Here is a 22,441-nt window from a genome sequence, read left to right as displayed (position 1 = left end):
CCACCTCGTGAAACGCCTTTTCAACCGCCTGCTGCCGAAATCCTGGCGCTCCAGCGTCGTCACCATTCCCGTCATCAGGCTGCACGGCACGATCATGGCCGGTGGCGGCCAGTTCCGGCCGACCCTGTCGCTCGCCTCCACAGCCGCCCTCATCGAAAAGGCGTTCCTGTTCGACGCGCCCGCGGTCGCCATCTCGGTCAATTCGCCCGGCGGCTCGCCGGTGCAGTCTCGGCTGATCTTCAAGCGCATCCGTGACCTGGCTGTCGAGAAGAACAAGAAGGTACTGGTCTTCGTCGAGGACGTGGCGGCCTCGGGCGGCTACATGATCGCGGTCGCCGGCGACGAGATCTTTGCCGATCCGTCCTCCATCGTCGGTTCGATCGGCGTGGTCTCTGCCTCGTTCGGTTTTCCCGAACTGATGAAGAAGATCGGCATCGAGCGCCGCGTCCACACCGCCGGCCAGAACAAGGCGGTGCTCGACCCGTTCAAGCCGGAAAAGAAGGAAGATGTCGAGCGCCTGAAGGCGTTGCAGCTTGAGGTGCACGACACCTTCATCGACCTGGTCAAGGAGCGCCGCGGCTCGAAGCTGAAGGACGATCCGGACCTGTTCACCGGCCTGTTCTGGACCGGCAAGAAGGGGCTGGAGCTTGGCCTCGTCGATGCGTTGAGCGACATGCGCACGGTGCTGAAGACCCGCTTCGGCGCGAAAACCGAGCTCCGGCTGGTCACCGCGCCGCGTGGCCTGTTTGGCCGCATCGGCCTGTTCGGTTCACGCTTTTCAGCGCCCGAGATTGCGGCCGCTGCCGCCAGCGGCGTGATCGATGCGGCGGAAGAGCGCGCATTGTGGGCGCGCTTCGGGCTTTGAAAAAGCAGGGAAACCGTCTAGCATAACAGCCTGACCGACCCGATCGGCCGCCTTTGCCGCCTTGCGAGGGAGGAATTTTGAGATGCCGCAGATCATTTTCTTCGCGATTGTCGGCGCCGCCGCTTATTTCGGCTACCGCACCTTCATCCGCGAGGCCGAGCGCGTGACCGCCAAGGTCCGGCGCACCGAAAAGCAGGCGGCCAACGGCGCCAACGGCACGCTGGTCAAGGATCCCAAGACCGGCGAATACCGCCTGGCCAAGGACTGAGCATCATCCCGTCAACAGCCGACACTGTGGATGCCGCAGCCCGGACATGGCTTGCGCCTGCCAAGATAAATCTGGCGCTGCATGTCACCGGCAGGCGTGCCGACGGCTATCATCTGCTTGAGAGCCTGGTCGTTTTCACCCGCTTCGGCGACAGGGTCGAGATCGAGCCCGCCGACAGCGACCGGTTCTCCGTAGCGGGCCGCTATGCGACTTCTGTGCCGATAGACGACAGCAATCTGGTGGTGAAGGCGCGCGAGGCGCTGCGCAGCCAGGCAGGCCAGCAGAGCGCGCCGCCGGTTGTCATCCGGCTGGAAAAGAACCTGCCGGTCGCCTCCGGCGTCGGCGGCGGTTCGAGTGATGCCGCAGCGGTGCTGCGCGGTCTTGTCCGGACATGGGGTCTCGACATCGGCGAGGCCGAATTAGCGCGGATCGGTCTCACGCTCGGCGCTGACGTGCCGATGTGTCTTTCCGCAAAACCGCTGGTCGCGCGCGGTGTCGGCGACGAGCTGTCGCTGGTGCCGGATTTTCCCGCACTCGCTTTGGTGCTGGTCAATCCCGGCGTCGCCGTCTCAACGCCCGACGTGTTCAACGCCCTCGAGAAACGCGACAATGATGGACTGCCGCCCCTGCCGCGCGGCTTTGACTTCCACAGTATGCGCAACTGGCTGGAGGTCACCCGCAACGATCTCGAATCGGCCGCACTCGCGATCCAGCCGCCCATCGGACGGGCGCTTTCCCTGTTGAACCGGGCCGGGTCGGGATTCTCGCGCATGTCGGGGTCCGGCGCGACATGCTTCGGGCTGTTCGAGACCGGCAATGTCGCCAAGCGCGCGGCGGCCGAGATTCGCAGCCGCGAACCGGACTGGTTCGTCGCCGCGACGCGCAGCATCGCTTCGGAGGGAGCCGATGGCCAAAATTGACGAGAACCGCCCGTTCATTCCGGTGCGCATTGCGGTGCTGACCGTTTCGGATACGCGCAGCCTCGCCGACGACAAATCCGGCCAGACGCTGGCCGACCGTATCGCCGAGGCCGGCCATGTGCTGGCCGCGCGCGACATCGTCACCGACGATCGTGAAAAGATCCGCGATACGGTCCTGGCATGGTCACGGGACAAGGATATCGATGTCGTCATCACCACCGGCGGCACCGGCTTCACCGGCCGCGACGTGACGCCGGAGGCCCTGGAGCCGATCTTCGAAAAGCGCATGGACGGCTTTTCCGGAGTCTTCCACCGCATTTCCTACGACAAGATCGGCACCTCGACGGTGCAAAGCCGGGCGACCGGCGGTGTCGTCAACGCCACCTTCGTCTTCGTGCTGCCGGGCTCGCCCGGCGCCTGCAAGGACGCATGGGACGGCATATTGAAGCCGCAGCTCGACTATCGCCACATGCCCTGCAACTTCGTCGAGATCATGCCGCGCCTGGACGAGCATTTGCGCCGCGGCAAGGCCGGCTCGTAAAGCAAGGCGGATAGCGGTTCAGCGCTGCCTTTGTCAGGCGGAATGCCAGCTACGCCTTCGAGAGGTCATTTCCTGCGAGTTGCCTAAGGCGTAGTCTGCGGCCAAGTCACTCAAGGCGGAATGATCCGATGAGAGCGTATCGCGGCGGCTGCCATTGCGGCGCCATCCACCTGACATTCGAAACTGGGATCGAACCATCCGAGATGGAGATCCGCGCCTGCCAATGCGCGTTCTGCGTCCGGCATGGCTCGCGCGCTGCCGCCGATCCGCAGGGTCGGTTGATCGTCACGGTCGAGGACGAGGCGCGGTTGCACCGATACCGGTTCGGCTTGCGCACCGCCGACTATCTCATCTGCCGCGACTGCGGCGTCTATGTCGCGGCTGTGACCACCGACGGCGGCGACCCCAAGGCGATCGTCATCGTCAATGCCTTGGACGACCGGCGGCGGTTCAGCCGCGAGCCGGTCGCCATGGATTACGATGCCGAGAACCGCGAGGGCCGCATGGCCCGGCGCCAGGCGCGCTGGATGCCGGTCGAGATCAAGGTCAGCGGATGACGGGTTCGCCGTGGAAGCGGCGGCGCGAGGGCGGCGACACACCGAAGCCGACTTCCATCATCAGCCGCGGCGTGCGCGACGGCACGGTGCCCATATGGAAGCCGAACGGATCCTCGACAAAGCCGAGACCGGCGTCGCCGGTCAGCGTGATCGGGCTGTCGTCGCCATAGACCTTGAGCACCTCTTCGGCCGGATGGCCGACCAGCAGCGTCAGCTGGTGCTTGAGGCTGCGCCTGTTGTGGCTGCCCCTGACGTACACATGCGGGCCGGTGCCGGTATCGCAAGGTTTCAGGTAGAAGAAGAATTTCAGCATCCGCCAGTCGTCGAGATCGAAATGATATTTGCCGAGCGAGGCGAGGTTCTTGTCGGCGTCGGAGGCCTCTCCGGTCGGAAAACTCCACCATACGCGCGTGGTGATCAGCTTTGCCTGCCCGCCCAGATAGTGCTGGGCGATGTCGAGCAGCAACGGGTCGTCCTGGATGGCGAGTGCCGCCTTGCAGCCGAGGATGCGCTCGAAATAGTGGCCGCTGAGCAAGGAACGGCCGAAACGCTTCTCTGCCTCGGCATGATCCCCAGGCAGGAATTCGAGCCGGCGATCGAAATTGCCGAAGCATGGTGTGCTCTGCGCGAAGCTGGCGATCTCTTCGTGGATTGCCTGCGGCAGCACCAAGCCAGAAAACAACCCATCGCTGCGCAGCGTTTCGACGATCGACTTGAGCTCGACGCCCTCGAACATCGTCGCTCCGGCACTCTGCGCCGGGCGCGCGGCTTTGGCGCCCAGCCAGTGCAACTTGCGCGCCGGCATGGTGCGGGCAAGCATGAACATCGGCAGCCAGGCCGGATTCTCGCGCATATCCTTGAGATAGGTCGGGATGCGCACGGCGATGCGGCGGAGCAGGCTGCCATTGCGAGCGATGGCTTCCAGGCTGGCGGCGCCGGATTTTTCAGGGGTCGAAAGGTTCATCGGGATCCTCAGCTATGAACGGCAGCCGACAACCATCGGTTTCTACCGCTCCCGCATTACCCAGACCCAATTGTCCCGCATCAAGAGATGCTAATATGGCGTCAGTTTTTGTGCAATGCACAATAGCGGCACTCGCCCCAAAATTCGGCGTTATTTCTTCGGCGCCACCCAGATTTCGGCGTCCAGCCGCCTGGTGGCGAGACCGCGTGCAAGAGCCTCGGCGCTGTGCGCGTTCTTCGACAGGGAAGCGGCCTGCCGCTTGCTGATCACCAGCCCTTCGGCCAGCGCGCGGTTTCCCTGGAGCACCCGTGACAGGAATGGCGTGCGGCTACCCCGGGCTCGCGAAAAGCGCGCCGGCATGGTTTGCCGCGCCGTATGGGCGACGACGTCCTCGATCCAGCCTTCCGAAAGCCGCGCGCCGGGTTCCAGCAACAGCAGCCAGTCGCCTTTCGCCTGCCGGATCCCTGCGGCAATGCCGCCGGCGACGAAGTGACAGCCGGCGTGGTCGGCGACACGATGCGTCTGGTCGGTCGAGCCGGTGTCGCAGACGATGACATCGCGCACCACGCCCTCGACCGCGCCGCCGATCAGCGAGGCGAGCGTGCGGGCAAGGCCCTCTTCGTCATCATGGGTTTCGATGAGAACGCTGAGCATTTCAGCGCAATAGCGGAAAGCCTCGCGAAGCGCCAGTTTGGCATCGCACAGCAAAAAAGTTCTTGCTTTGTTCTCATCGACAAAATAGGATTATTTTCATGAACAGACCGAATCGACAGCCGACCGACAGTCCCTGGGAGAGGGCGAAAATGGAACATATCGTGCGTGCGGACATTGCAGCCTTCGGGGCAGGAAGAGCCGAGATGGCTAATGCGATGATCGAACAGAGCGGCATGCGCGTCCGTCCGGACCGCAACCGCGGCCGTTCGGCCGGCATCAATCCATCCGGTCGCTTCGAGCCCGTCAGCCGGCATGTGTTCGACGATGGCTGGAATTCGCTGGAGGAGCTGCCGCCGTTCAAGACCGAGGTGCAGGTCGAGAAGCCGCGCACGATCATCACCCGCAACGAATCGCCCGACATCTCGTTCGACCGCTCGATCAATCCGTATCGCGGCTGCGAGCATGGCTGTGTCTATTGTTTCGCGCGGCCGACGCATTCCTTCATGGGCCTGTCGCCGGGGCTGGATTTCGAATCGAAGCTGTTTGCCAAGCCGGATGCGGCGCGGCTGCTCGACAAGGAATTGTCGAAGGACGGCTACCAGCCGCGCACCATCGCCATCGGCACCAACACCGATCCCTACCAGCCGATCGAGAAGCAATACCGGATCATGCGCGAGATCCTCGAAGTGCTGGAGGCGCGCGGTCATCCGGTCGGCATCGTCACCAAATCCCATCTGGTGACGCGCGACATCGACATATTGTCGCGCATGGCCGAACGAGGGCTGGCCAAGGTGGCGCTGTCGGTGACGACGATGGACCGCATGCTGGCGCGCACCATGGAGCCCCGCGCGTCGACGCCGACCAAGCGGCTGGAGGCGATAAGGATGCTTTCGGATGCCGGCATTCCCGCCTCGGTTATGGTGGCGCCGATCATCCCCGGCCTGACCGACCAGGAGATGGAGCGCATCCTCGACTCTGCCCGCGCCGCCGGCGCCCGCGAGGCCGGCTATGTCATCCTGCGCCTGCCGCTGGAAGTGGCGCCGATCTTCAAGGACTGGCTGCTGCGCCACTATCCGGACCGCTACCGGCACGTGATGTCGCTGATCCGTTCGATGCGTGACGGCAAGGACTACGATTCGGAATGGGGCAAGCGCATGAAAGGCGCCGGACCCTATGCCTGGCAGATCGGTCGACGCTTCGAGATCACCGCCAAGCGGCTCGGCCTCAATGCCGAGCGGCGGACGCTCAGGACCGACCAGTTCGTCGCCGCCGCCAATGCGACCGAGCAGTTGATGCTGCTGTGAAGATCCTCCCTGCCCGGCCATCGTTGGCTGGGCAGGCGAAGAAATCCCGTCCGGCCTGTCCCCCGGCCTGCAGACGGTGCCCTCCCGGTCTTGCCCCACTCGACCCTGGAGGGACTTGCGGAGAATCGGAGCCGATGCGAACCTCGCCGCAACATGGCTCGCGCGCGTTCCGATTCTCCGCTTCTTTTCGAAATCGTCGAGAAGCCCGACTTCTCCTTCGAGACGAAGGCGATGGCTGAAGGCCTGTGGCCTGTGGCGGGCATGGACGAGGCCGGCCGTGGGCCGCTGGCCGGACCGGTGGTAGCGGCAGCCGTGATCCTCGATCCCGCCAACATTCCCGACGGCCTCGACGATTCCAAACGGCTCAACCATCTGCAGCGCGAGGCGCTGTTCCTGAAAATCCTCGGTTCGGCGCTCGGCGTGTCGATGGCCTCGGTGAGCGCTGAAGGCATCGACGGCAGCAACATCCTTAAGGCGAGCCTGGAGGCGATGCGCCGTGCGCTTGCCGGCCTGCCGATACAGGCGAAGCTGGCGCTGGCCGACGGCCGTGACGTGCCGCCGGGTCTCCTCTGCGAGGGCCGCGCGCTGATCAAGGGCGATCAGCGCTCGCAGTCGATCGCCGCCGCCTCGATCGTCGCCAAAGTGATGCGCGACCGCATGATGTGCGGCTGCGGCAGCCACCACGAGCGTTACGGGTTCGAGGTCCATATGGGCTACGCCACAGTCCGCCACCGCACAGCGATTGAGGCGCATGGGCCGGTGGCGAGGTTGCACCGGGCGTCGTTTGCGCCGTTCAGGCTGGGCGGGGTTGAGGTGGTTGAGGAAGAAGGTTTTGCCGGGTTGGAGAGCTGATCTCCCCCCTTGAGGGGGAGATGTCGCCGAAGGCGACAGAGGGGGTCGGCGCGACCGGACGCAACGCCCCCATTCTGCGGCCAAGAAAGGCCAGCGCTTGACGCGCGGCGACCCCCTCTGGCCTGCCGGCCATCTCCCCCTCAAGGAGGGAGATTACGCGCACCACCGCCTTCGCCAATCTCCTTCGCCGCCCAACAAAAAAGCCGCCAGGTCACCCGGGCGGCTTCATGTCGGCGGCTCTATACCCGCTCAGTTCAGCTTGGCCTTCACGTCCTGCAACGCGGACTTGAACAGGTCGGCTCCGGCCTTGGCGTCGACTTTGGCCGCAAGCAGCGTACGGGCTGCCTCGACGGCGATGTCGACGGCGCTGGCGCGCACCTCGGCGACTGCCTCGCGCTCGGCCTGACCGATCTTCTGCTCGGCAAGCGCGGTGCGGCGGGTGACGTAATCCTCGGTCTTCTTGTGCGCTTCGGCGGCAAGCAGCTCTGCCTCGCGCTTGGCGGCGGCGACGATTGCCGCGGCCTCCTGCTCGGCTTCCTTGCGCTTCTTCTGGTACTGGCCGAGCAGCTGCTGGGCCTCTTCGCGCAGCTTGCGGGCTTCATCAAGCTCATTGCTGATCTTGGCGGCACGGGCGTCGAGCGCCTTGGCGATCAGCCCCGGTACCTTGATGTAGACGGCGACGCTGAGGAAAATGATAAGGGCGACGGTGGCCCAGAGAGTCGCGAGCGATGTGGCGTCCATGATGTGCTCCTCAGCGGGCCACGGATTTGACGGCCGCCGCGATCTCGGCCTTGCCGGTCTTGCCGCCGACAAGCGCTTCTACGATAGCCGAAGCGGTGTCCTCGGCGATCGTGCCGACTTCCTTCATGGCGTTGGCCTTGATGGAAGCGATGCTGGCTTCGGCCTCGCCGAGCTTCTTGTCGAGCGCGGCCTCGATCTTCTTGCGGACGGTTTCGGCTTCGGCCTTGGTCGCGTCGTTGGCCTGCTGGCCGATCGCATTGGCCTTGGTCTTGGCTTCCGCCAGTTCCTGCTCGTAGGCAGCAACGGCGGCGTCAGCCTCGCCCTTCAGCTTGGCGGCCTGGTCGAGGTCCTGCGTGATGCGATCGCTGCGCACTTCGATGATGCCACCGACGCGCGGCATCACCACCTTCTTCAGGAACAGGTAGAACAGCCCGAACGTGATCGCCAGCCACAGAAGCTGCGACGGGAACGTCGCCGGATCGAATGGCGGGAACGTGCCATGCGCCTCGGCGGGCACCTCGGTGGCGGAATGCGTACCACCTTCCGTACCGGTGTGGGCGCCTTCGGTGGCGGGTGCGGACTCTTGCGCAAAGGCAGATGTCACGAACATGGACTATCCCCTGATATCAGGCATGGCCGCAGGAATGCGGCCAGCCAATTCTTCCCAATGCTTGTCCGACCAACAGCTGGCCGAAACAGGGCTCAGCCGAACAGGGCGAGAAGGGCGATGAGAAGCGAGAAAATGCCCAGAGCTTCGGTCACGGCGAAGCCGAAAATCAGGCGGCCGAACTGGCCATCGGCGGCCGACGGATTGCGCAGGGCGCCGGCCAGGTAGCTGCCGAAGATATTGCCGAGGCCAATGCCCGCGCCGCCCATGCCCAGGCAAGCGATGCCGGCGCCGATGTACTTTGCTGCTTCTGCGTCCATTTTAAAACTCCTTTGGATCTGTAATTCCGTTGCAATTCCATCCGGCGACCGATGCCGGAAACTCTATCTAGTGCGAAGGATGCAGCGCATCATTCAGGTACATGCAGGTCAGCACGGCGAACACATATGCCTGCAAGAGCGCCACGAGCAACTCCAGCGCGGTCAGCGCCACGGCCATTGCCAGCGGCAGGATCGATCCCGCAACGCCGAGCGCACCGAGCGCACTCAGGCTGACCACAAACCCGGAAAACACCTTCAGGGTAATGTGGCCGGCGAGCATGTTGGCGAACAGACGAACCGACAGGCTGACCGGACGCGAGACAAAGGAAATCACCTCGATCGGAACGACAAGCACCATCATCAGGATGGGCACGCCCTTCGGCACGAAAAGCTTGAGGAAGCCCATGCCGTGCTTCATGAAGCCATAGACGATGACGGTTCCGATCACCAGCGCGGCCAAGCCGAAGGTGACGATGATGTGGCTGGTGATGGTGAAGAAATAAGGAAAAAGGCCAAGCAGATTGGCGACAAGCACAAACATGAACAGCGAGAACACGAAGGGAAAGAACTTCATGCCTTGGGTTCCGGCTGCATCGCGCAACATGTTTGCGACGAACTCGTAGGCCATTTCTGAAACCGACTGCAGGCGGCCGGGAATAAGGCTGCGGCTCGAGGTCGAGAGGTAAAGAAACGCCGATGCAATGGCCACGGTCGCGACCATGAACAGAGCCGAATTGGTGAAGGACAGGTCATAGCCGCCGATGTTGATCGGAATCAGCTTGACGATATGGAACTGGTGGATCGGATCGACCTTGTCAGCAGCCATTTACATCCCCGTCAAAGCCACGAACGGCTTTAAGTGTTCTTATGCGCCATTGGCGGCGCCAGTTCATTCTTTCGGATCGCGCGACTTCTCGCTTTTTCCGAATTCCGACACAACACCTGCCGAACGCAGGACATTGAGCACGCCGGCGCCAAAGCCCAGCAACAAGCCGACGACCAGACCCCATGGCGAGGTTCCCGCCACACGATCCAGAAACCAGCCAAGGCCCACACCCACCACTATCCCGGCGATGAACTCGCTGGACAGCTTGAGCGCCTGGCCATATCCGGCCGTCGCTTTCGCGCCGTCATTCCCCTCTAGCCGATCCGGCCGTCTTGTCGCAAGCGATGCTCCAAGCTCGCGCCGGCGGCGCTCGAGTTCTTCGTCGCGGATGTCGGGTTCGTGCTTGCTGCCGCGGCCGGTTTCTCCGGTTCCGTGTGGCCCATTCTTGTCGGCCATCGAACCCCCCTGCCCGGTCAGACCGTTACCGTCCGTCCGCTTCTAAAGTCGCCGGCAACATAGTTAGAGGGTCCGCGCCCGTCAAGCCACGGGCGGGACTTCAAAGCCATGTATTTTCTCTATTGAAATCAATAGCTTGGAGAGGTGCGACATCGTGCCCGGCACTATAGGGTCGGCACATGCCCCGAATCCGTCCGGCGACCCGCGTCCGATTTCGGCGCCCGGGGCCTTTGGCGGCTCGTTGCCGACTGTAGCCCGAAGGGCTCAGCTCCAGCCGCCGCCATAGGTGCGGTAGAAGATATGCAGGCCGATCTTGGTCATCTTCTGCATGGTGCGCGCCCAACCCGGATGGACATAGTTGGCGTAGTAGTGGGTCGATGAGCCGACTTCCGGGATGAAGATCTTGCCGGCGGTGACGGCCATGGCGACATCCTGCGCCACCTTGTAGTTGGTGGGGCTTTCGATGCGCTTCTTCCTGCCGTCGCAGGCGAAGGAGAACTGGCAGCGGTTCAGCCAATTGTCGTTCTGGTAGACGACACCGCAGATCGAATTCGGATAGGCGGGATTGCGGACGCGATTGAGGATAACCTGGGCGACGGCGGCCTGGCCGCGCACGGATTCGCCGCGCGCCTCGAAATAGATGCCGTTGGCAAGGCAGGCCTGCTCCTTCTTGGAGAAGACGCTGGCCGGCAGCGGGTTCTGGATCCACGAGTGATCGCCCTTGGCCATCGGCGGAATGAAGCGCCCATCGTTCGGCTCTTCGTCCTGCAGCAACGCCTCGAAGGGCGAGGCCTTGGCATAGTCGGGTTCGGCCTGGGCATAGGCGGTGGCAAGAATGTCCGGCTTGTCATTGTTGACGAGGGCGATCAGCGCTGCCGGTACGCCGGGCTCGGGCTTCTTGTCCACACTGATATGGAAGGCCTGGGCGATCTGGATTTCCTTGCCCTTGATGCCGGGCTTGGCGAAGGCCAGTTTCAGGCCGCTATCCATGCTCGGCCGCAGCAGCGACGAGGTGCGCTGGAAGATAGAGCCGGCATTGAAGTTCTTCGGCGGCGCGACCGGCGAGACCTGGATGATGCGGCCCTTCTTGTCGGCGCGCATGATACGGTCCTCGTCGGGCGTAACGCCGGCGACATTGCCCTTGCCGCGAAACGAGACCTTGCCGACGCCGGGCAGGCGCACGCCCGAGCCGGAGAGCGAACCGGTGGTGACGGAATCGATGAAAGGCATTTCGGCGGCATGGACCGAACCGGCGACGGAGCGCTCGACATAGGAATTCCAGCGGCTGCCCGACGCTTCGAGGCCGGAAATCAGGCTGCCCATGTCCTGGTAGGCAACGACGGTCGGAAAGCCGATCCAGATGCCGAGCCCGATGACCAATGGCGATACGAACGAACGTTTTTTCTCACCGGCGGCGGCAGCCAGCCGCTTCAAGACACGTCGATGCACGGGGAACTCTCCAGAAACGCCACTGAGCCACTGGAGAGCCAAAGTGAAGCATTAACCTTGATGCGGGGTTAACGTTAACGATGGCGTTTTTTCAAACCGGCCCGAAACGGGACGCGTTTGCAGGCCCGTCAGTTCGGCCGCAGCAGGATTGGCCAGGCGGTGAGTGCGCAGAGCGCTCCTACCAGCCAGACGCCAGGCCAGGACCAGACGAGCAGCAAAGCCGGAATGGCTGTCGGCACCACGAAGAAGGCGATGAAGACGAAGCTGTTGGCGAGGCCGAGTGCCGTTCCGGCGCGGCTGGCGCCGGCAAGCGTGGCAAGCTCGGTGTAGGCGACGCCGTGCCAGGCGGAGACCGAGATGCCGGCAACGACCAGCAGCACCGCGATTGCCGGCATCAGCGCGGCGTGCGGGCCTGGCATGGCGGCGGCCGCCAGGACCAGCAGGCCGAGAGCCGCGAAGCCAAGCGCGCTCGTCATGCTGCAGAGGCGCAGGAACCAGCGGCGGTTGCCATGGCGGTCGGTGAAGCGGCCGCTCCAGACGCGCATGATCATGGCGCCGGTCTGCACCGCGGCAAGGCTGGCGCTGATCGTCAGTGTGCCCATGCCGGCGAAATCGTGCAGGAAGACGGAGGCGAAGGTGAGCACCGCAACCTGCGGAACGCATAGCATTCCGATGGCGGTGGCGATGCGCCAGACTTCGACATTGCGTAGCGGCGCCGGACCGGCCGGCTTTGCCATAGCCATGCTGCCCGCATTGTCGGCTTCCGGCGGCTGATGCAGCCAGCGCCAGGCAAACAGCGCCGAGACTGCGTTCACGGCGGCCAGCAGCCCGAAGACCGCCGCGAAGCCATGGGCTGAGGCCAGCGACGGCAGGACCAGCGCGCCGAGCCCGCCGCCGAGCGGCACCGCCGTCTGCCTGATGCTCATGGCAAAACCACGCTCGCCCTCATGGAACCAGGCCATGATGGCGCGGCCGCTGGAACCGTTGACGCTGCCGCCGAGCAGGCCGGTGACGAGAAGGCACGCGGCGAGCATGGCGACGCCAGGCACATAGGTCGCCGACGGCACGATGAAAAACGCCATAAGCGCGAGCCAGGACGCCGTCGCGCCGAGGCCGGTCAACAGCACGCCGCGATCGCCCCAGCGGTCGGTGAGCAGGCCCCAGGGAAGTTCGCTCAAGGCTACACCCAGGCCGAGGAGGCCGAGGACAAGGCCGAGATTGCCGTTGGAGAGCTGATACCCCGAGCGCAGAAACACCGCTGCCGCCGGTATGCCGGCGAAGGTGGCGGAGAAACTGGCATTGGCGGCAACGCCGATGCCGAGCACCTTCCAGCGATGATTGGCGCGAAATCGTTCAGCCTTCGAAGTGGCGGTGACGGCGGCGGCTCGACCAACCCGGCCTGGCTCACAATTTGCGTCGGCACTCGACATGGCGAAACTCCTGTAATGGCCCCTTTCCGGAACTTGACGCCTTGTCTCTACCGTCATAATTTCATCCTGAATATCGGGAATTTTTTGACTGTTACTCCCGAAAAACAGGATAGTTCCATGCGGCACGTAACCTTCGACCTCGATGTCCTCAGAAGCTTCGTCACCGGCATGGAGCTCGGCAGCTTCGCCAAGGCGGCCGATCGGCTTGGGCGATCGACCTCGGCGGTCAGCGCGCAATTGAAGAAGCTGGAGGAACAGGCGGCGACGCCGATCTTCCGCAAATCGGGGCGCGGTCTGGCGCTGACCGAAGCCGGCGAGACCATGCTCGGCTATGCCAGGCGGCTGCTCGAGTTGAATGACGAGGCAGCTTCCGCCATCCATGACGTCGAACTGGAGGGCTGGGTGAGGCTCGGCCTGCAGGAGGATTTCGGCGAGGCGGTGCTGCCGGAGGTGCTCGGGCGCTTCGCCCGCGCGCACCCCAAGGTCAAGATCGAGGCCAGGATCGGGCGCAGTTATGAGCTTGCCGAACGGATCGCATCAGGCAATCTCGACATTGCGCTGGCCTGGGACAGCGGCCAGGCGCTGCCCTACAGCCGGCATGTCGGCGATGCGCAGTTGCGCTGGATCGGCCCGGCAAAGCTGATTGAGACCAGCCTGCGCGAGGGCGAGGCACTGCCGCTGGTGGCGCTGGAAGCGCCATGCCTGTTGCGCACGGTGACGACGGAAACGCTCGACCGCGCCGGCCTGCCGTGGCGGATGGTCTTCTCGAGCCCGAGCCTTGGCGGCATATGGGCGGCGGTCGCCGCCGGGCTCGGCCTGACGATCCGCACAGATATCGGCCTGCCGGCCAATGTCAGGGCGATGGCGCCGCAGATGCTCGGTTTGCCCGCGCTGCCGACCATGGCGCTGGTGCTGCACCAGAAGGACGCCGAGCTGGATCCGGTTGCGGCGCGGCTGGCGGACATATTGTTGCAGGCGGCGATAGAGGCGCTGCCGGAGAGGGCATGGGAGAATGAGGGGCTGAGAGCGGTGGCGTGAGGTCTTGGGCGGCGCCTTTCGACTTCGTCATTCTTTAGGGATGACGACCGAAGGGAGGCGGGCGCCGCCTCAACCCTCAGCGCTTCTTCGCCCGTCCCGCAAATGGATTGTCCGAGGCCCGCAGCGCTATCCTGATCGGCACGCCCGGCATGTCGAAGGCTTCGCGCAGGCTGTTGGAGAGATAGCGGACGTAGGATTGCGGCATCGCATCCGGTCGCGAGCACTGGACGACGAAACCCGGCGGCCGGGTCTTGGCTTGCGTGACATATTTGACCTTGAGCCGGCGGCCGGCGACGGCGGGCGGCGGATGATGCGCCAGAATGCTTTCCAGCCAGCGGTTGAGCTTGCCGGTGGAAACGCGGCTGTTCCACACCTTGTGCGTCTTGATGACGGCATCCATGAGCTTGTCGAGGCCGCGCCCGGTCTCTGCCGAAACCGTCACCGCCTGGATGCCGCGCACCTGCGGCAGCAGTCGCCCGGTCTTTTCGCGCAGTTCGGCCAGCAGCTCCTGCGGATTGTCGATCAGGTCCCATTTGTTGAAGGCGATGACCGGCGCCCTGCCCTCGCGGATGATCAGGTCGGCGATCTGCAGGTCCTGCTTTTCGAAGGGGATGGTGGCGTCGAGCACGATGATGACGATCTCGGCAAAGCGGATGGCGCGCAGGCCGTCCTGCACCGACATCACTTCCAGCTTTTCGTGGATCCTGGCCTTGCGGCGCATGCCGGCGGTGTCGAACAGCTTCAGCCGCCGACCATGCCAGTCCCAGTCGACGGAGATGGAATCGCGGGTGATGCCGGCTTCCGGGCCGGTCAGCAGCCGCTCCTCGCCGATCAGCGCGTTGATCAGCGTCGACTTGCCGGCATTGGGACGGCCGACGACGGCGATGCGCATCGGCTTGGTGTCGTCATAGGCCGGCTCGGCATCGGGATCGGTGATGTCCTCGCCGATCAGCACCTCGCTGGCGGCAACCTCTTCCTCGGCGTCGTTCTCTTCCTCGTCGAATGCGCGCTTCTCACCAAGGGCTTCGATCACCGCATCGCGCAAGTCGGGCATGCCCTGGCCGTGCTCGGCCGAGACCGGGATCGGCTCGCCGAGGCCGAGCTCCCAGGCCTCCAGCATGCCGCCCTGGGCGCCCTTGGCCTCGGCCTTGTTGGCGACCAGCACGACCGGCTTGCCGGACTTGCGCACGATCTCGGCAAAGGTGCGGTCGTCCGGCAGCAGGCCGGACTTGGCGTCGATGGTGAAGAAGATCAGGTCGGCTTCGCGGATGGCGATCTCGGTCTGCGCGCGCATGCGGCCGGGCAGCGTCGAGGCGGCCGCGTCCTCGAAACCCGCGGTGTCGATGACATCGAAATGCAGGTCATAGAGTTTGGCCGCGTGGACGCGGCGGTCGCGGGTGACGCCCGGCGTGTCGTCGACAAGCGCCAGCTTCCTTCCCACCAGCCGGTTGAAAAGCGTCGATTTGCCGACATTGGGCCGGCCGATAATGGCGACTTTGAAGCTCATCCGGCCCTACAATCCGTCATCCATCGCCCAAAACCGCAGCGCATTTTGGGCGACGCGTATCATGACGCGCCCGAGCCGCGGATCAGTTCCGACATCAGGGTCGCCCGCTGGCGCGCATTGCGCGGGGCGCCGTCATCGGCGGCGATCTGGTCGAACAGTTTCAGCGCGTCCTGGGTCTTGCCTTCCTTCCAGGCGGCAAGGCCGAGCGCTTCGCGCGCCGTGTGGCGCAGCGTGTTGTTGTCGGCGGTCAGCGCCTCGACGCGGCTGGAGACATCGGCGAAAGAGCCGTGGTCGACGAGCAGCAGCGCGGCCCGCAGGCGCGCCATGTCGCGAATGCCCTGGGGAATGGCGGTGTCGGCGGCAACGCCATCGAAATCCGTGACGGCGGCGGCAAAGTCGCCCTTGTCGGCCTTGACGGTTGCCGCGCGCATGCGGGCGAGCAGCGGATAGGCTCCGTAGCCATCCTTTTCCAGTTGCTGAAGCGCGGTCAGCGCATCGTCGCTCTTGCCGTCATTGGCAAGCTTCAGCGCCTGCGAAAAGGCATCGCCCGAGCGGTTGGCGCGGCTCTCGTCCCAATAGCGGTAGCCGACGAAGGCAGCGGTGCCGAGCACCACCAAGATGGCGAGGACAAGGATCGCCGGGCCGAAACGGTCCCACAGCGCCTGTGCCTGGTCGCGACGCATCTCGTCGTTGACTTCGCGGATAAAACTGTCGTCGGACATCAATCAAAACCATTGCTGCCCCAACAGGGGCGCTTCTTGAGCCCCGCGTTTTAGCGAAATTTTGTCGGCATGGAAGGGGCTGGGCCGTAAAATCGGCTAATCGCCCGGTGACCAGCCGCCTGCGGCCGTCAGACCCACGCCACATTTTGCCGGTAGCCGGCTTCGACTGTCTCCGGATCAAGCCCAGATTGCCGATGCCTCGTTTGTCCCGCGTTGTCGCGTTTTCCACAGCCATGCTCGCCACGGCCGGCGCGGCCGTTGCTGATCCACCGGCGCCACCTTCCCCGGCCAAGCCGAAGCAAGTGGTCATCATCTCGTTCGACAGCGCCCGCGAGATCTCGCAATGGCAGCGCAGCCGGGCGCTGGCGAAACGCACCGGCGCGCATTTCACCTATTTTCTGTCCTGCGTGTTCCTCTTGTCGCAGCAGACGCGCGCCGAATACACGCCGCCGGGCAAATCCGCGGGCAAATCCAACATCGGCTTTGCCGCCTCGAAACAGGAAGTCGCGGACCGGCTGGAGCAGATCGGGTTCGCCGCGTCGGAAGGCCACGACATCGCCAGCCATGGCTGCGGCCATTTCGACGGCAAGGACTGGAGCAAGGCCGACTGGTTGAAGGAATTCGCCTCGTTCGCGCGCATTTTGAAGAACGCCTATTCGATCAACGGCATCACGCCCGAACCCAACGGCTGGCACCATATTGCCCATGCCGTTGTCGGCTTTCGCGCGCCCTACTTGTCGACCAGCAAAGGACTCTATGAGGCGCTGCCGGCGGCCGGCTACCAGTTCGACGCCAGCGGCGTCTCGCAAGGCCCGGTGCAGCCGCCGACCAGCAGAGGTATCACGCGCTTTTCGCTACCGGAGATCCCGGAAGGTCCCGGCTCAAGGCCGGTGATTGCCATGGACTACAATCTCTTTGTCCGCCACTCCGGTGGCTTCGAGCGGCCGAGCGGAGCGACGGAATTCACTGAGCGGAGCTACGAAGCCTTCCGTGCCGCCTTCGACGCGCAATACCAGGGCAAGCGCATTCCGCTGGAACTCGGCTTCCATTTCACGCAGATGAACAACGGTGCCTACTGGGACGCGCTGGAGCGCTTTGCCGGCGAGGTCTGTGTCAAGGCTGACGTCGAGTGCATCAGTTTTCGCGATTATGTTTCGCGGCATGGCGACGAGAAACGGCTGGTGGGCGGCTGAGCGCCCACAGTCTCCATCAGAAACAATCAGGCCGGGTCTGGTTCCTTTGCCTGTTCGTGACGTTCCATGAAGCGACGGTCTATATCGGGAAGCTGCTCGCCGCGGATCGTCGCCTCGAAGGCGCGCAGGCGCTTGTGGACTGACAGAAGCTCGACAATCGTCGACCAGGAATTGACGAGATACTGGAATGAGTTGGTTACCTGGCTGAAGGCTGAACTGACTTGGTTGATGAGACCCAGCGTCAGCGTTCCAGCGATCATGGAAGGCACCATCAGGAAGTAGGAGAAGACGTTGTTGGTCTGCAGATAGAGATAGCGGACCACGTTGAAATACACGTAGTGGAAATACAGGCGAAAGTAGTTTTGCCGCACATTCGCAAACAGCTCCGTGACGGTCGGCGGCTGCGCCCGGGCCGAATCGTCCTCACCGTAGACAAGTTCCTTGCGATACGCAGCCTCGACGCGCTGGTTGCGGAACTGCAAGCCAGGGAGCTTGATGCCTGCGGTCGCAATGATGACTGTGCCGAAGATTGCCCAGAAGATCGCAGCCAAAACCAGCGGCTGCGGAACGTGGCCGATGAATGGCAACTCTGTGATATGCTTGGAATAACCGAGCAGGATCGGCATGAAAGCGATGAGGGTCATGATGGAATCGACGAAGCTGGTGCCAAGGTCTTCCATGATCTTGGAAAACCGCATCGTGTCTTCCTGCACGCGCTGTGCGGCGCCCTCGATATGGCGCAGCTTCGGCCAATAAGACATGTAGTAATTGTTCATCGCGGTGCGCCAGCGGAACACCCAGTGGCTGACGAAGAAATTCGTCAAAACGAACACGGTAACCGCGACCAGAGCGATACCGAGGAAAGTGATTATTTGAGCATAAAGATCAGCCTCGGTTGCCTTTACGGTTTTGCTCACGATGCCCTGAATGAGGTCCCAGAATGGTCCATACCAAGCGTTGATCGCCACGCTCACCTGCACCTGAAAATAGGTCGTGAACAAGAGCAGCGAACTGCCGAGGATAGACCATTGGTCCCACGGGTGCGGGGAATACCAGTGCCAGAAGCCATAGAATATCAAAACGCCAAGCGCATAGTAGATGTAAAACCAGAGGAACGGGGGCGACCAGAACACCGAGACACCTATGATGGGCGGCGCATCGGCAAGAGCCGGAGGCAGGCCGACAAACGCGCCGAGCTGGTCACCACCGAGGAACCAGCCTGCCACGAGAACAGCAGTCCAGACGACCGCCGAAGTGAAAAAAATCTTCGGCTGCGGAAAAAACGATACGAACACTGTGGTGAAATCCTCGGTCGGGGGCAAATCAGCTGATATCAGCGGGCATAAAGTCACACATTAGCTGGAAAGCAAATGCCCGTGCCCGGTGCCCGGCACCGAGCAAGACCACAATCATGGCGATTTTGGCGCGGCCGACCAGGTGACCCCTGCAGATACCAGCAATACGGCAGCAGCTACGATCGAGGCGAGGAAGAAGTTGCCCGAGGCCTGCGCCAGCAGGCCGGCGACGATCGGGCCGACGATCTGGCCGATGCCGAAGGACGCAGTCATGAGCGCGAAGATGCGGCGCGGCGCCTGCGGCACGAGCTGCCTTGCGGTCTGCAGGCCGAGCGCGGTGATGGCGATGAAGGTGCCGCCGAGCAGGACGCCTGCCAGCACCGGCCCGACGGTACCACCCATGGCGACGCTGGCGGTGACGCCGACCACTTCGACCAGGCAGCCCACGGCATAGGCTGCGTAGAGCCCGATCCGTGCCGCAATCTTCTGCCAGAGCCAGACCGAGGGAAAGCCGGCAAGGCCGGTGACCATCCAGACGGCGGCCTCGAAGACGCGGCCGCCGCCGCCCTGGCGCACGATGGCGACGAGGAACGTCGCCGTCACCACATAGCCGAAGCCGAACAGGCCATAGGCGATGATGACTTTTGCCAGCGACCGGTCCTTGGGCAACGCCGGTTCGCGACCCGCCACGCCGTTGGCAGGTGCGGTGGAACCGGCGAGCCAGGCGACTAGGACCGGCCCGCCAGCCGAAATCGCGCCCGACCACAGCCAGCCCGCCGGCCAGCCGGCATGTTCGGTGACAAGAACCGCCATCAGTGCCGAGGACGCCGCGATGCCGAGGCCAACGCCGCCGAAATGCAGCGCCTGCAGGTCGCTTCTGTTGGCGGCAGCCAGATGACCAAAGACGATGCTGGCCATGAACACCATGACGAAGGCGCTGGCCAGACCGGCAAGGAAACGGATGACGACAAAGGCTGTCATCGTTTCGGTCAGCCCCATCAGGGCGGAGAGTGCAGCACTTGCTGCAAGGCCGCCAAACATCAGCATTCGCTCGCGCCCATGCGCCCAGCCGCCGGCCGCGGCAAGCGCGCCGACGAGGTAGCCGAGATAGTTGGCCGAGGCGATCCAGCCGGCATCGGCCGGCGACAGATGGAGTTCTTCCATCATGCCGGGCAGGATCGGCGTGTAGACGAAGCGGCCGATGCCCATGGCGACGGCCAGGGCGATCATGCCGGCGAGAGCCAGGCGTAGGGGTGACGACGCGGCGTTCATTGCAGCGCACAATAGATTTGGTGGCCGCCGAGACAATCCGCTTTGTGTTGGGCCAGCAGGCCGGGCCGAGGGCTAACGCTTCGTCGCGCTTAACCGCAGCCGGCGGGTGCAGTGCCGGTCTCATACGCAGTCCGCCGCGCCGTCAGCCGGAACGGCATGTCGCCGAGTTCGCGCTCCGACATGGTGTCGAGCACCGGGTGCGACAGCGGATCGGTCACCCAATTGACGGCATCGGCATTCTGGCGCGGGGCTCGCCGCGCGCCCACGGCCGCAAAGATCTTGAGCAGTGATAGGAGCGTCACCATCCTCGCCTCCTTGGTCTGACTGTCCCGCTAAAATCCGCCTCCCCGCGCCGTCTTTCAATTGAGATTTCAGCCGTAGCGGTTTAGAAAAACTGAAATGGCTATGCTGAACCGCGTCCATCTCAACGGCTTGCGCGCCGTCGAAACCGTTGCTCGCCTCGGCTCGCTCGCGGCGGCGGCCGGCGAACTCAATGTCTCGGTCAGCGCCGTCAGCCAGCAGATCAACCGCACCGAAAAGCAGCTCGGACAGGCGCTGTTCGAGCGAACGGCAAGCGGGCTGGTGCTGACCGAATTCGGCGTGGTTTTTTCCGCCCGGCTGGGCGCCGGGTTTCGCGAACTGACGCAAGCTGTGGCGCTTGCCGACGAGGCAAACCAGTGCACGCTGGTGGTTTCGGTGGCGCCGGCCTTCGCTTCGAAATGGCTGCTGCCGCGGCTGTCACGTCACTTCGATCGGCATCCCAATGTGCTGCTGCGCATCGACGCCTCGGTTCGGTTGGCCGATCTCGAGCGCTCCGATATCGACATCGCCATCCGGCTCGGCGACGGCAAATGGCCGGGCGGACGGGCCGAACTGCTGCTGGCGCAGGAAGTCTTTCCGGTCTGCGCGCCGTCGATCGCGAGCAAGCTTCACACGATCGGGGATCTGGCGCAGACCTGCGCCATCACCGACGGGCGGGCGATGATCACCTGGGACAGCTGGTTTGCCGCCGCCGGCGTCGACCCGGTCACCTTCCGCAAGGGGGCGCGCTTCACCGATCCGATGCTATGCCTGGAATCGGCGATCGCCGGCCATGGCGTCATGCTCGGCTGGCAATTGCTGGCCGCCGATGCGCTCGCCGACGGCCGCCTTGTCGCGCCTTTTGGTGTGCGGGCGCAGAGCGGTCTTGGCTACTGGCTGGTGACCTCGGCGACCAAAGCCGAAAGCCGCAAGGTCCGCGATTTCAAGATCTGGGTCCGCGAGGAGATCGCGGCGACCGTGGCGCTGTTCCAGTCCCTCGATAGCGCTGCGTAAACGCTGGCCATCGCGACGATGCTGGAAAGGGGAGCCGCGCCGCTCTATGTTGAAACCTTCACCCCCAAGACCAAGGCAGGCAGGATCATGACCACACATTCGCGCGGCGTTTCCGCAACGATCGACCCGGTGAAGCTCGACAGGCTGGCGGAAGTCGCCATCAAGGTCGGGCTGCAGTTGCAGCCGGGCCAGGATCTGGTGCTGACCTCGTCGATTGCGGCCCTGCCGCTGACCAGGCGCATCGTCGAGCACGCCTACAAGGCCGGCGCCGGGCTGGTGACGCCGATCTTCAACGATGACGAGATCACGCTGGCGCGCTTCCGCTACGGTGCCGATGCCGGCTTCGACCGCGCCGCCGGCTGGATGTATGAGGGAATGGCGAAAGCCTTCGCCGGCAATGCGGCGCGGCTTGCGGTGCGCGGCGAAGACCCGTCGCTGCTGTCGGCGCAGGACCCGGCCAAAGTGGCGCGCGCCAACAAGGCGAACTCGATGGCCTACCAGCCGGCGCTGGAGAAGATCACCGGCTTCGACATCAACTGGAACATCGTCGCCTATCCCGATCTCGCCTGGGCCAAGCAGGTCTTCCCCGGCGATGCCGACGATGTCGCCGTGGTCAGGCTCGCCGATGCCATCTTTTCGGCATCGCGTGTCGATGTGGAAGACCCGATCGCAAACTGGACGGCGCACAATGCAGCGCTGCGCGGCCGCACCGAGTGGCTGAACGGCCACAATTTCCATGCCCTGCATTTCACCGGGCCGGGCACCGACCTCACCGTCGGGCTGGCCGACGGCCATGAATGGATGGGCGGCGCCTCGACGGCCAAGAATGGCGTCACCTGCAACCCCAACATCCCGACCGAGGAAGTCTTCACCACGCCGCATGCACGGCGCGTCTCCGGACATGTCTCCTCGACCAAGCCGCTGTCCTACCAGGGCACGCTGATCGACGACATTTCGGTGCGTTTCGAGGACGGCAGGATCGTCGAAGCCAAGGCGTCCAAGGGCGAGGATGTGCTGAAGAAAGTGCTCGACACCGACGAAGGTTCGCGCCGGCTCGGCGAAGTGGCGCTGGTGCCGCATTCCTCGCCGATCTCGGCCAGCGGTCTGTTGTTCTTCAACACGCTTTTCGACGAGAACGCCGCCTGCCACATCGCGCTCGGCCAGTGCTATTCGAAATGCTTCGTCGACGGCGCCTCGCTCAGCCAGGACGAGATCGCCCGGCGCGGCGGCAACAAGAGTTTCATCCACATCGACTGGATGATCGGCTCGGACAAGATCGACATAGACGGCGTCCACAAGGACGGCCGCAAGGTGCCGGTGATGCGCGAGGGCGAGTGGGCCTGAGC

Annotated in this window: 25 protein-coding genes; 11 read left to right on the top strand and 14 right to left on the bottom strand. The window is 64.0% G+C overall.

All coding sequences use genetic code 11. The features are described from left to right. Positions 1-7: 7 nt before the first annotated feature. From FJV77_RS26945 to FJV77_RS26925, 5 genes are all read left to right on the top strand, one after another. Complete coding sequence (locus FJV77_RS26945) at positions 8-865, top strand: S49 family peptidase (protein ID WP_142869557.1); 858 nt, start codon at positions 8-10, stop codon at positions 863-865. A gap of 82 nt (positions 866-947) precedes the next feature. Then, positions 948-1,133: a hypothetical protein gene (locus FJV77_RS26940; protein ID WP_112567004.1), complete on the top strand. Its 186-nt coding sequence runs from the start codon at positions 948-950 to the stop codon at positions 1,131-1,133. Positions 1,134-1,159: 26 nt separating this feature from the next. After that, entirely contained in the window at positions 1,160-2,053 is an 894-nt protein-coding gene (locus tag FJV77_RS26935; RefSeq protein WP_185970438.1) for a 4-(cytidine 5'-diphospho)-2-C-methyl-D-erythritol kinase, read from the top strand. Beyond that, on the top strand, positions 2,040-2,594 hold the full coding sequence (gene moaB / locus FJV77_RS26930; RefSeq protein ID WP_142869555.1) for a molybdenum cofactor biosynthesis protein B: 555 nt from the start codon (positions 2,040-2,042) through the stop codon (positions 2,592-2,594). Before FJV77_RS26935 ends, moaB begins: the two co-directional genes overlap by 14 nt. Before the next feature lie 128 nt (positions 2,595-2,722). After that, positions 2,723-3,151 (top strand): aldehyde-activating protein, encoded by a 429-nt coding sequence (locus FJV77_RS26925; protein ID WP_142869554.1) that lies wholly within the window; start codon positions 2,723-2,725, stop codon positions 3,149-3,151. On the opposite strand, the gene FJV77_RS26920 is transcribed toward FJV77_RS26925, so the two are convergent. Further along, positions 3,141-4,115 (bottom strand): hypothetical protein, encoded by a 975-nt coding sequence (locus FJV77_RS26920; protein ID WP_142869553.1) that lies wholly within the window; start codon positions 4,113-4,115, stop codon positions 3,141-3,143. The genes FJV77_RS26925 and FJV77_RS26920 overlap by 11 nt on opposite strands. Positions 4,116-4,265: 150 nt before the next feature. After that, positions 4,266-4,769: a glycosyltransferase gene (locus FJV77_RS26915; RefSeq protein ID WP_142869552.1), complete on the bottom strand. Its 504-nt coding sequence runs from the start codon at positions 4,767-4,769 to the stop codon at positions 4,266-4,268. Positions 4,770-4,918: 149 nt separating this feature from the next. Between FJV77_RS26915 and FJV77_RS26910 the strand changes: the two genes are divergently transcribed. Both FJV77_RS26910 and FJV77_RS26905 read left to right on the top strand, forming a co-directional pair. Next, on the top strand, positions 4,919-6,073 hold the full coding sequence (locus FJV77_RS26910; RefSeq protein ID WP_142869569.1) for a PA0069 family radical SAM protein: 1,155 nt from the start codon (positions 4,919-4,921) through the stop codon (positions 6,071-6,073). A 153-nt stretch (positions 6,074-6,226) separates the two neighbouring features. Beyond that, a complete protein-coding gene (locus FJV77_RS26905) occupies positions 6,227-6,925 on the top strand; it encodes a ribonuclease HII (protein ID WP_142869551.1) in 699 nt (232 codons plus the stop codon). 249 nt (positions 6,926-7,174) lie between these two features. On the opposite strand, the gene FJV77_RS26900 is transcribed toward FJV77_RS26905, so the two are convergent. The 7 genes from FJV77_RS26900 to FJV77_RS26870 all read right to left on the bottom strand — a co-directional run bounded on the left by FJV77_RS26900 (position 7,175) and on the right by FJV77_RS26870 (position 12,754). After that, entirely contained in the window at positions 7,175-7,666 is a 492-nt protein-coding gene (locus FJV77_RS26900) for a F0F1 ATP synthase subunit B (protein ID WP_142869550.1), read from the bottom strand. A gap of 10 nt (positions 7,667-7,676) precedes the next feature. Beyond that, positions 7,677-8,276, bottom strand: coding sequence for a F0F1 ATP synthase subunit B (locus tag FJV77_RS26895; RefSeq protein ID WP_142869549.1), 600 nt, complete (start codon positions 8,274-8,276; stop codon positions 7,677-7,679). A gap of 92 nt (positions 8,277-8,368) precedes the next feature. Then, positions 8,369-8,593 (bottom strand): F0F1 ATP synthase subunit C, encoded by a 225-nt coding sequence (locus FJV77_RS26890; protein ID WP_006206606.1) that lies wholly within the window; start codon positions 8,591-8,593, stop codon positions 8,369-8,371. Between the two features lie 67 nt (positions 8,594-8,660). Continuing rightward, complete coding sequence (locus FJV77_RS26885) at positions 8,661-9,419, bottom strand: F0F1 ATP synthase subunit A (RefSeq protein ID WP_142869548.1); 759 nt, start codon at positions 9,417-9,419, stop codon at positions 8,661-8,663. Positions 9,420-9,482: 63 nt separating this feature from the next. Further along, positions 9,483-9,875, bottom strand: coding sequence for an AtpZ/AtpI family protein (locus tag FJV77_RS26880; RefSeq protein ID WP_142869546.1), 393 nt, complete (start codon positions 9,873-9,875; stop codon positions 9,483-9,485). 264 nt (positions 9,876-10,139) lie between these two features. Further along, on the bottom strand, positions 10,140-11,324 hold the full coding sequence (locus FJV77_RS26875; protein WP_142869545.1) for a cell wall hydrolase: 1,185 nt from the start codon (positions 11,322-11,324) through the stop codon (positions 10,140-10,142). Positions 11,325-11,452: 128 nt separating this feature from the next. Next, complete coding sequence (locus FJV77_RS26870) at positions 11,453-12,754, bottom strand: MFS transporter (protein ID WP_142869544.1); 1,302 nt, start codon at positions 12,752-12,754, stop codon at positions 11,453-11,455. A 117-nt stretch (positions 12,755-12,871) separates the two neighbouring features. On the opposite strand from FJV77_RS26870, the gene FJV77_RS26865 reads away from it, so the two are divergent. After that, positions 12,872-13,792, top strand: a complete 921-nt coding sequence (locus FJV77_RS26865; RefSeq protein WP_142869543.1) for a LysR substrate-binding domain-containing protein — start codon at positions 12,872-12,874, stop codon at positions 13,790-13,792. A gap of 76 nt (positions 13,793-13,868) precedes the next feature. Here FJV77_RS26865 and der read toward each other — a convergent pair whose 3' ends face one another. Then, positions 13,869-15,299, bottom strand: a complete 1,431-nt coding sequence (gene der, locus FJV77_RS26860) for a ribosome biogenesis GTPase Der (RefSeq protein ID WP_142869542.1) — start codon at positions 15,297-15,299, stop codon at positions 13,869-13,871. A 59-nt stretch (positions 15,300-15,358) separates the two neighbouring features. Next, positions 15,359-16,021, bottom strand: a complete 663-nt coding sequence (locus tag FJV77_RS26855) for a tetratricopeptide repeat protein (protein WP_142869541.1) — start codon at positions 16,019-16,021, stop codon at positions 15,359-15,361. A gap of 194 nt (positions 16,022-16,215) precedes the next feature. Between FJV77_RS26855 and FJV77_RS26850 the strand changes: the two genes are divergently transcribed. Then, on the top strand, positions 16,216-17,214 hold the full coding sequence (locus tag FJV77_RS26850) for a polysaccharide deacetylase (RefSeq protein ID WP_142869540.1): 999 nt from the start codon (positions 16,216-16,218) through the stop codon (positions 17,212-17,214). 26 nt (positions 17,215-17,240) lie between these two features. Here FJV77_RS26850 and sbmA read toward each other — a convergent pair whose 3' ends face one another. From sbmA to FJV77_RS26835, 3 genes are all read right to left on the bottom strand, one after another. Beyond that, positions 17,241-18,509 (bottom strand): peptide antibiotic transporter SbmA, encoded by a 1,269-nt coding sequence (sbmA, locus tag FJV77_RS26845; RefSeq protein ID WP_142869539.1) that lies wholly within the window; start codon positions 18,507-18,509, stop codon positions 17,241-17,243. A gap of 114 nt (positions 18,510-18,623) precedes the next feature. Further along, positions 18,624-19,781, bottom strand: coding sequence for a YbfB/YjiJ family MFS transporter (locus FJV77_RS26840; protein ID WP_246691394.1), 1,158 nt, complete (start codon positions 19,779-19,781; stop codon positions 18,624-18,626). A gap of 89 nt (positions 19,782-19,870) precedes the next feature. After that, positions 19,871-20,086, bottom strand: a complete 216-nt coding sequence (locus FJV77_RS26835) for a hypothetical protein (protein WP_142869538.1) — start codon at positions 20,084-20,086, stop codon at positions 19,871-19,873. Positions 20,087-20,180: 94 nt separating this feature from the next. Between FJV77_RS26835 and FJV77_RS26830 the strand changes: the two genes are divergently transcribed. Then, a complete protein-coding gene (locus FJV77_RS26830) occupies positions 20,181-21,095 on the top strand; it encodes a LysR substrate-binding domain-containing protein (RefSeq protein WP_142869537.1) in 915 nt (304 codons plus the stop codon). Positions 21,096-21,182: 87 nt separating this feature from the next. Further along, the gene (locus FJV77_RS26825; protein WP_142869566.1) at positions 21,183-22,439 is read left to right on the top strand and encodes an aminopeptidase; all 1,257 of its coding nucleotides are present in this window, start codon (positions 21,183-21,185) and stop codon (positions 22,437-22,439) included. Positions 22,440-22,441: the final 2 nt, after the last annotated feature.

It is taken from the genome of Mesorhizobium sp. WSM4306 (assembly GCF_007003975.1).
Classification (GTDB): domain Bacteria; phylum Pseudomonadota; class Alphaproteobacteria; order Rhizobiales; family Rhizobiaceae; genus Mesorhizobium.
Note: the sequence above shows the minus strand (reverse complement) of the source record. Positions and strands in the feature narration are given on the sequence as shown.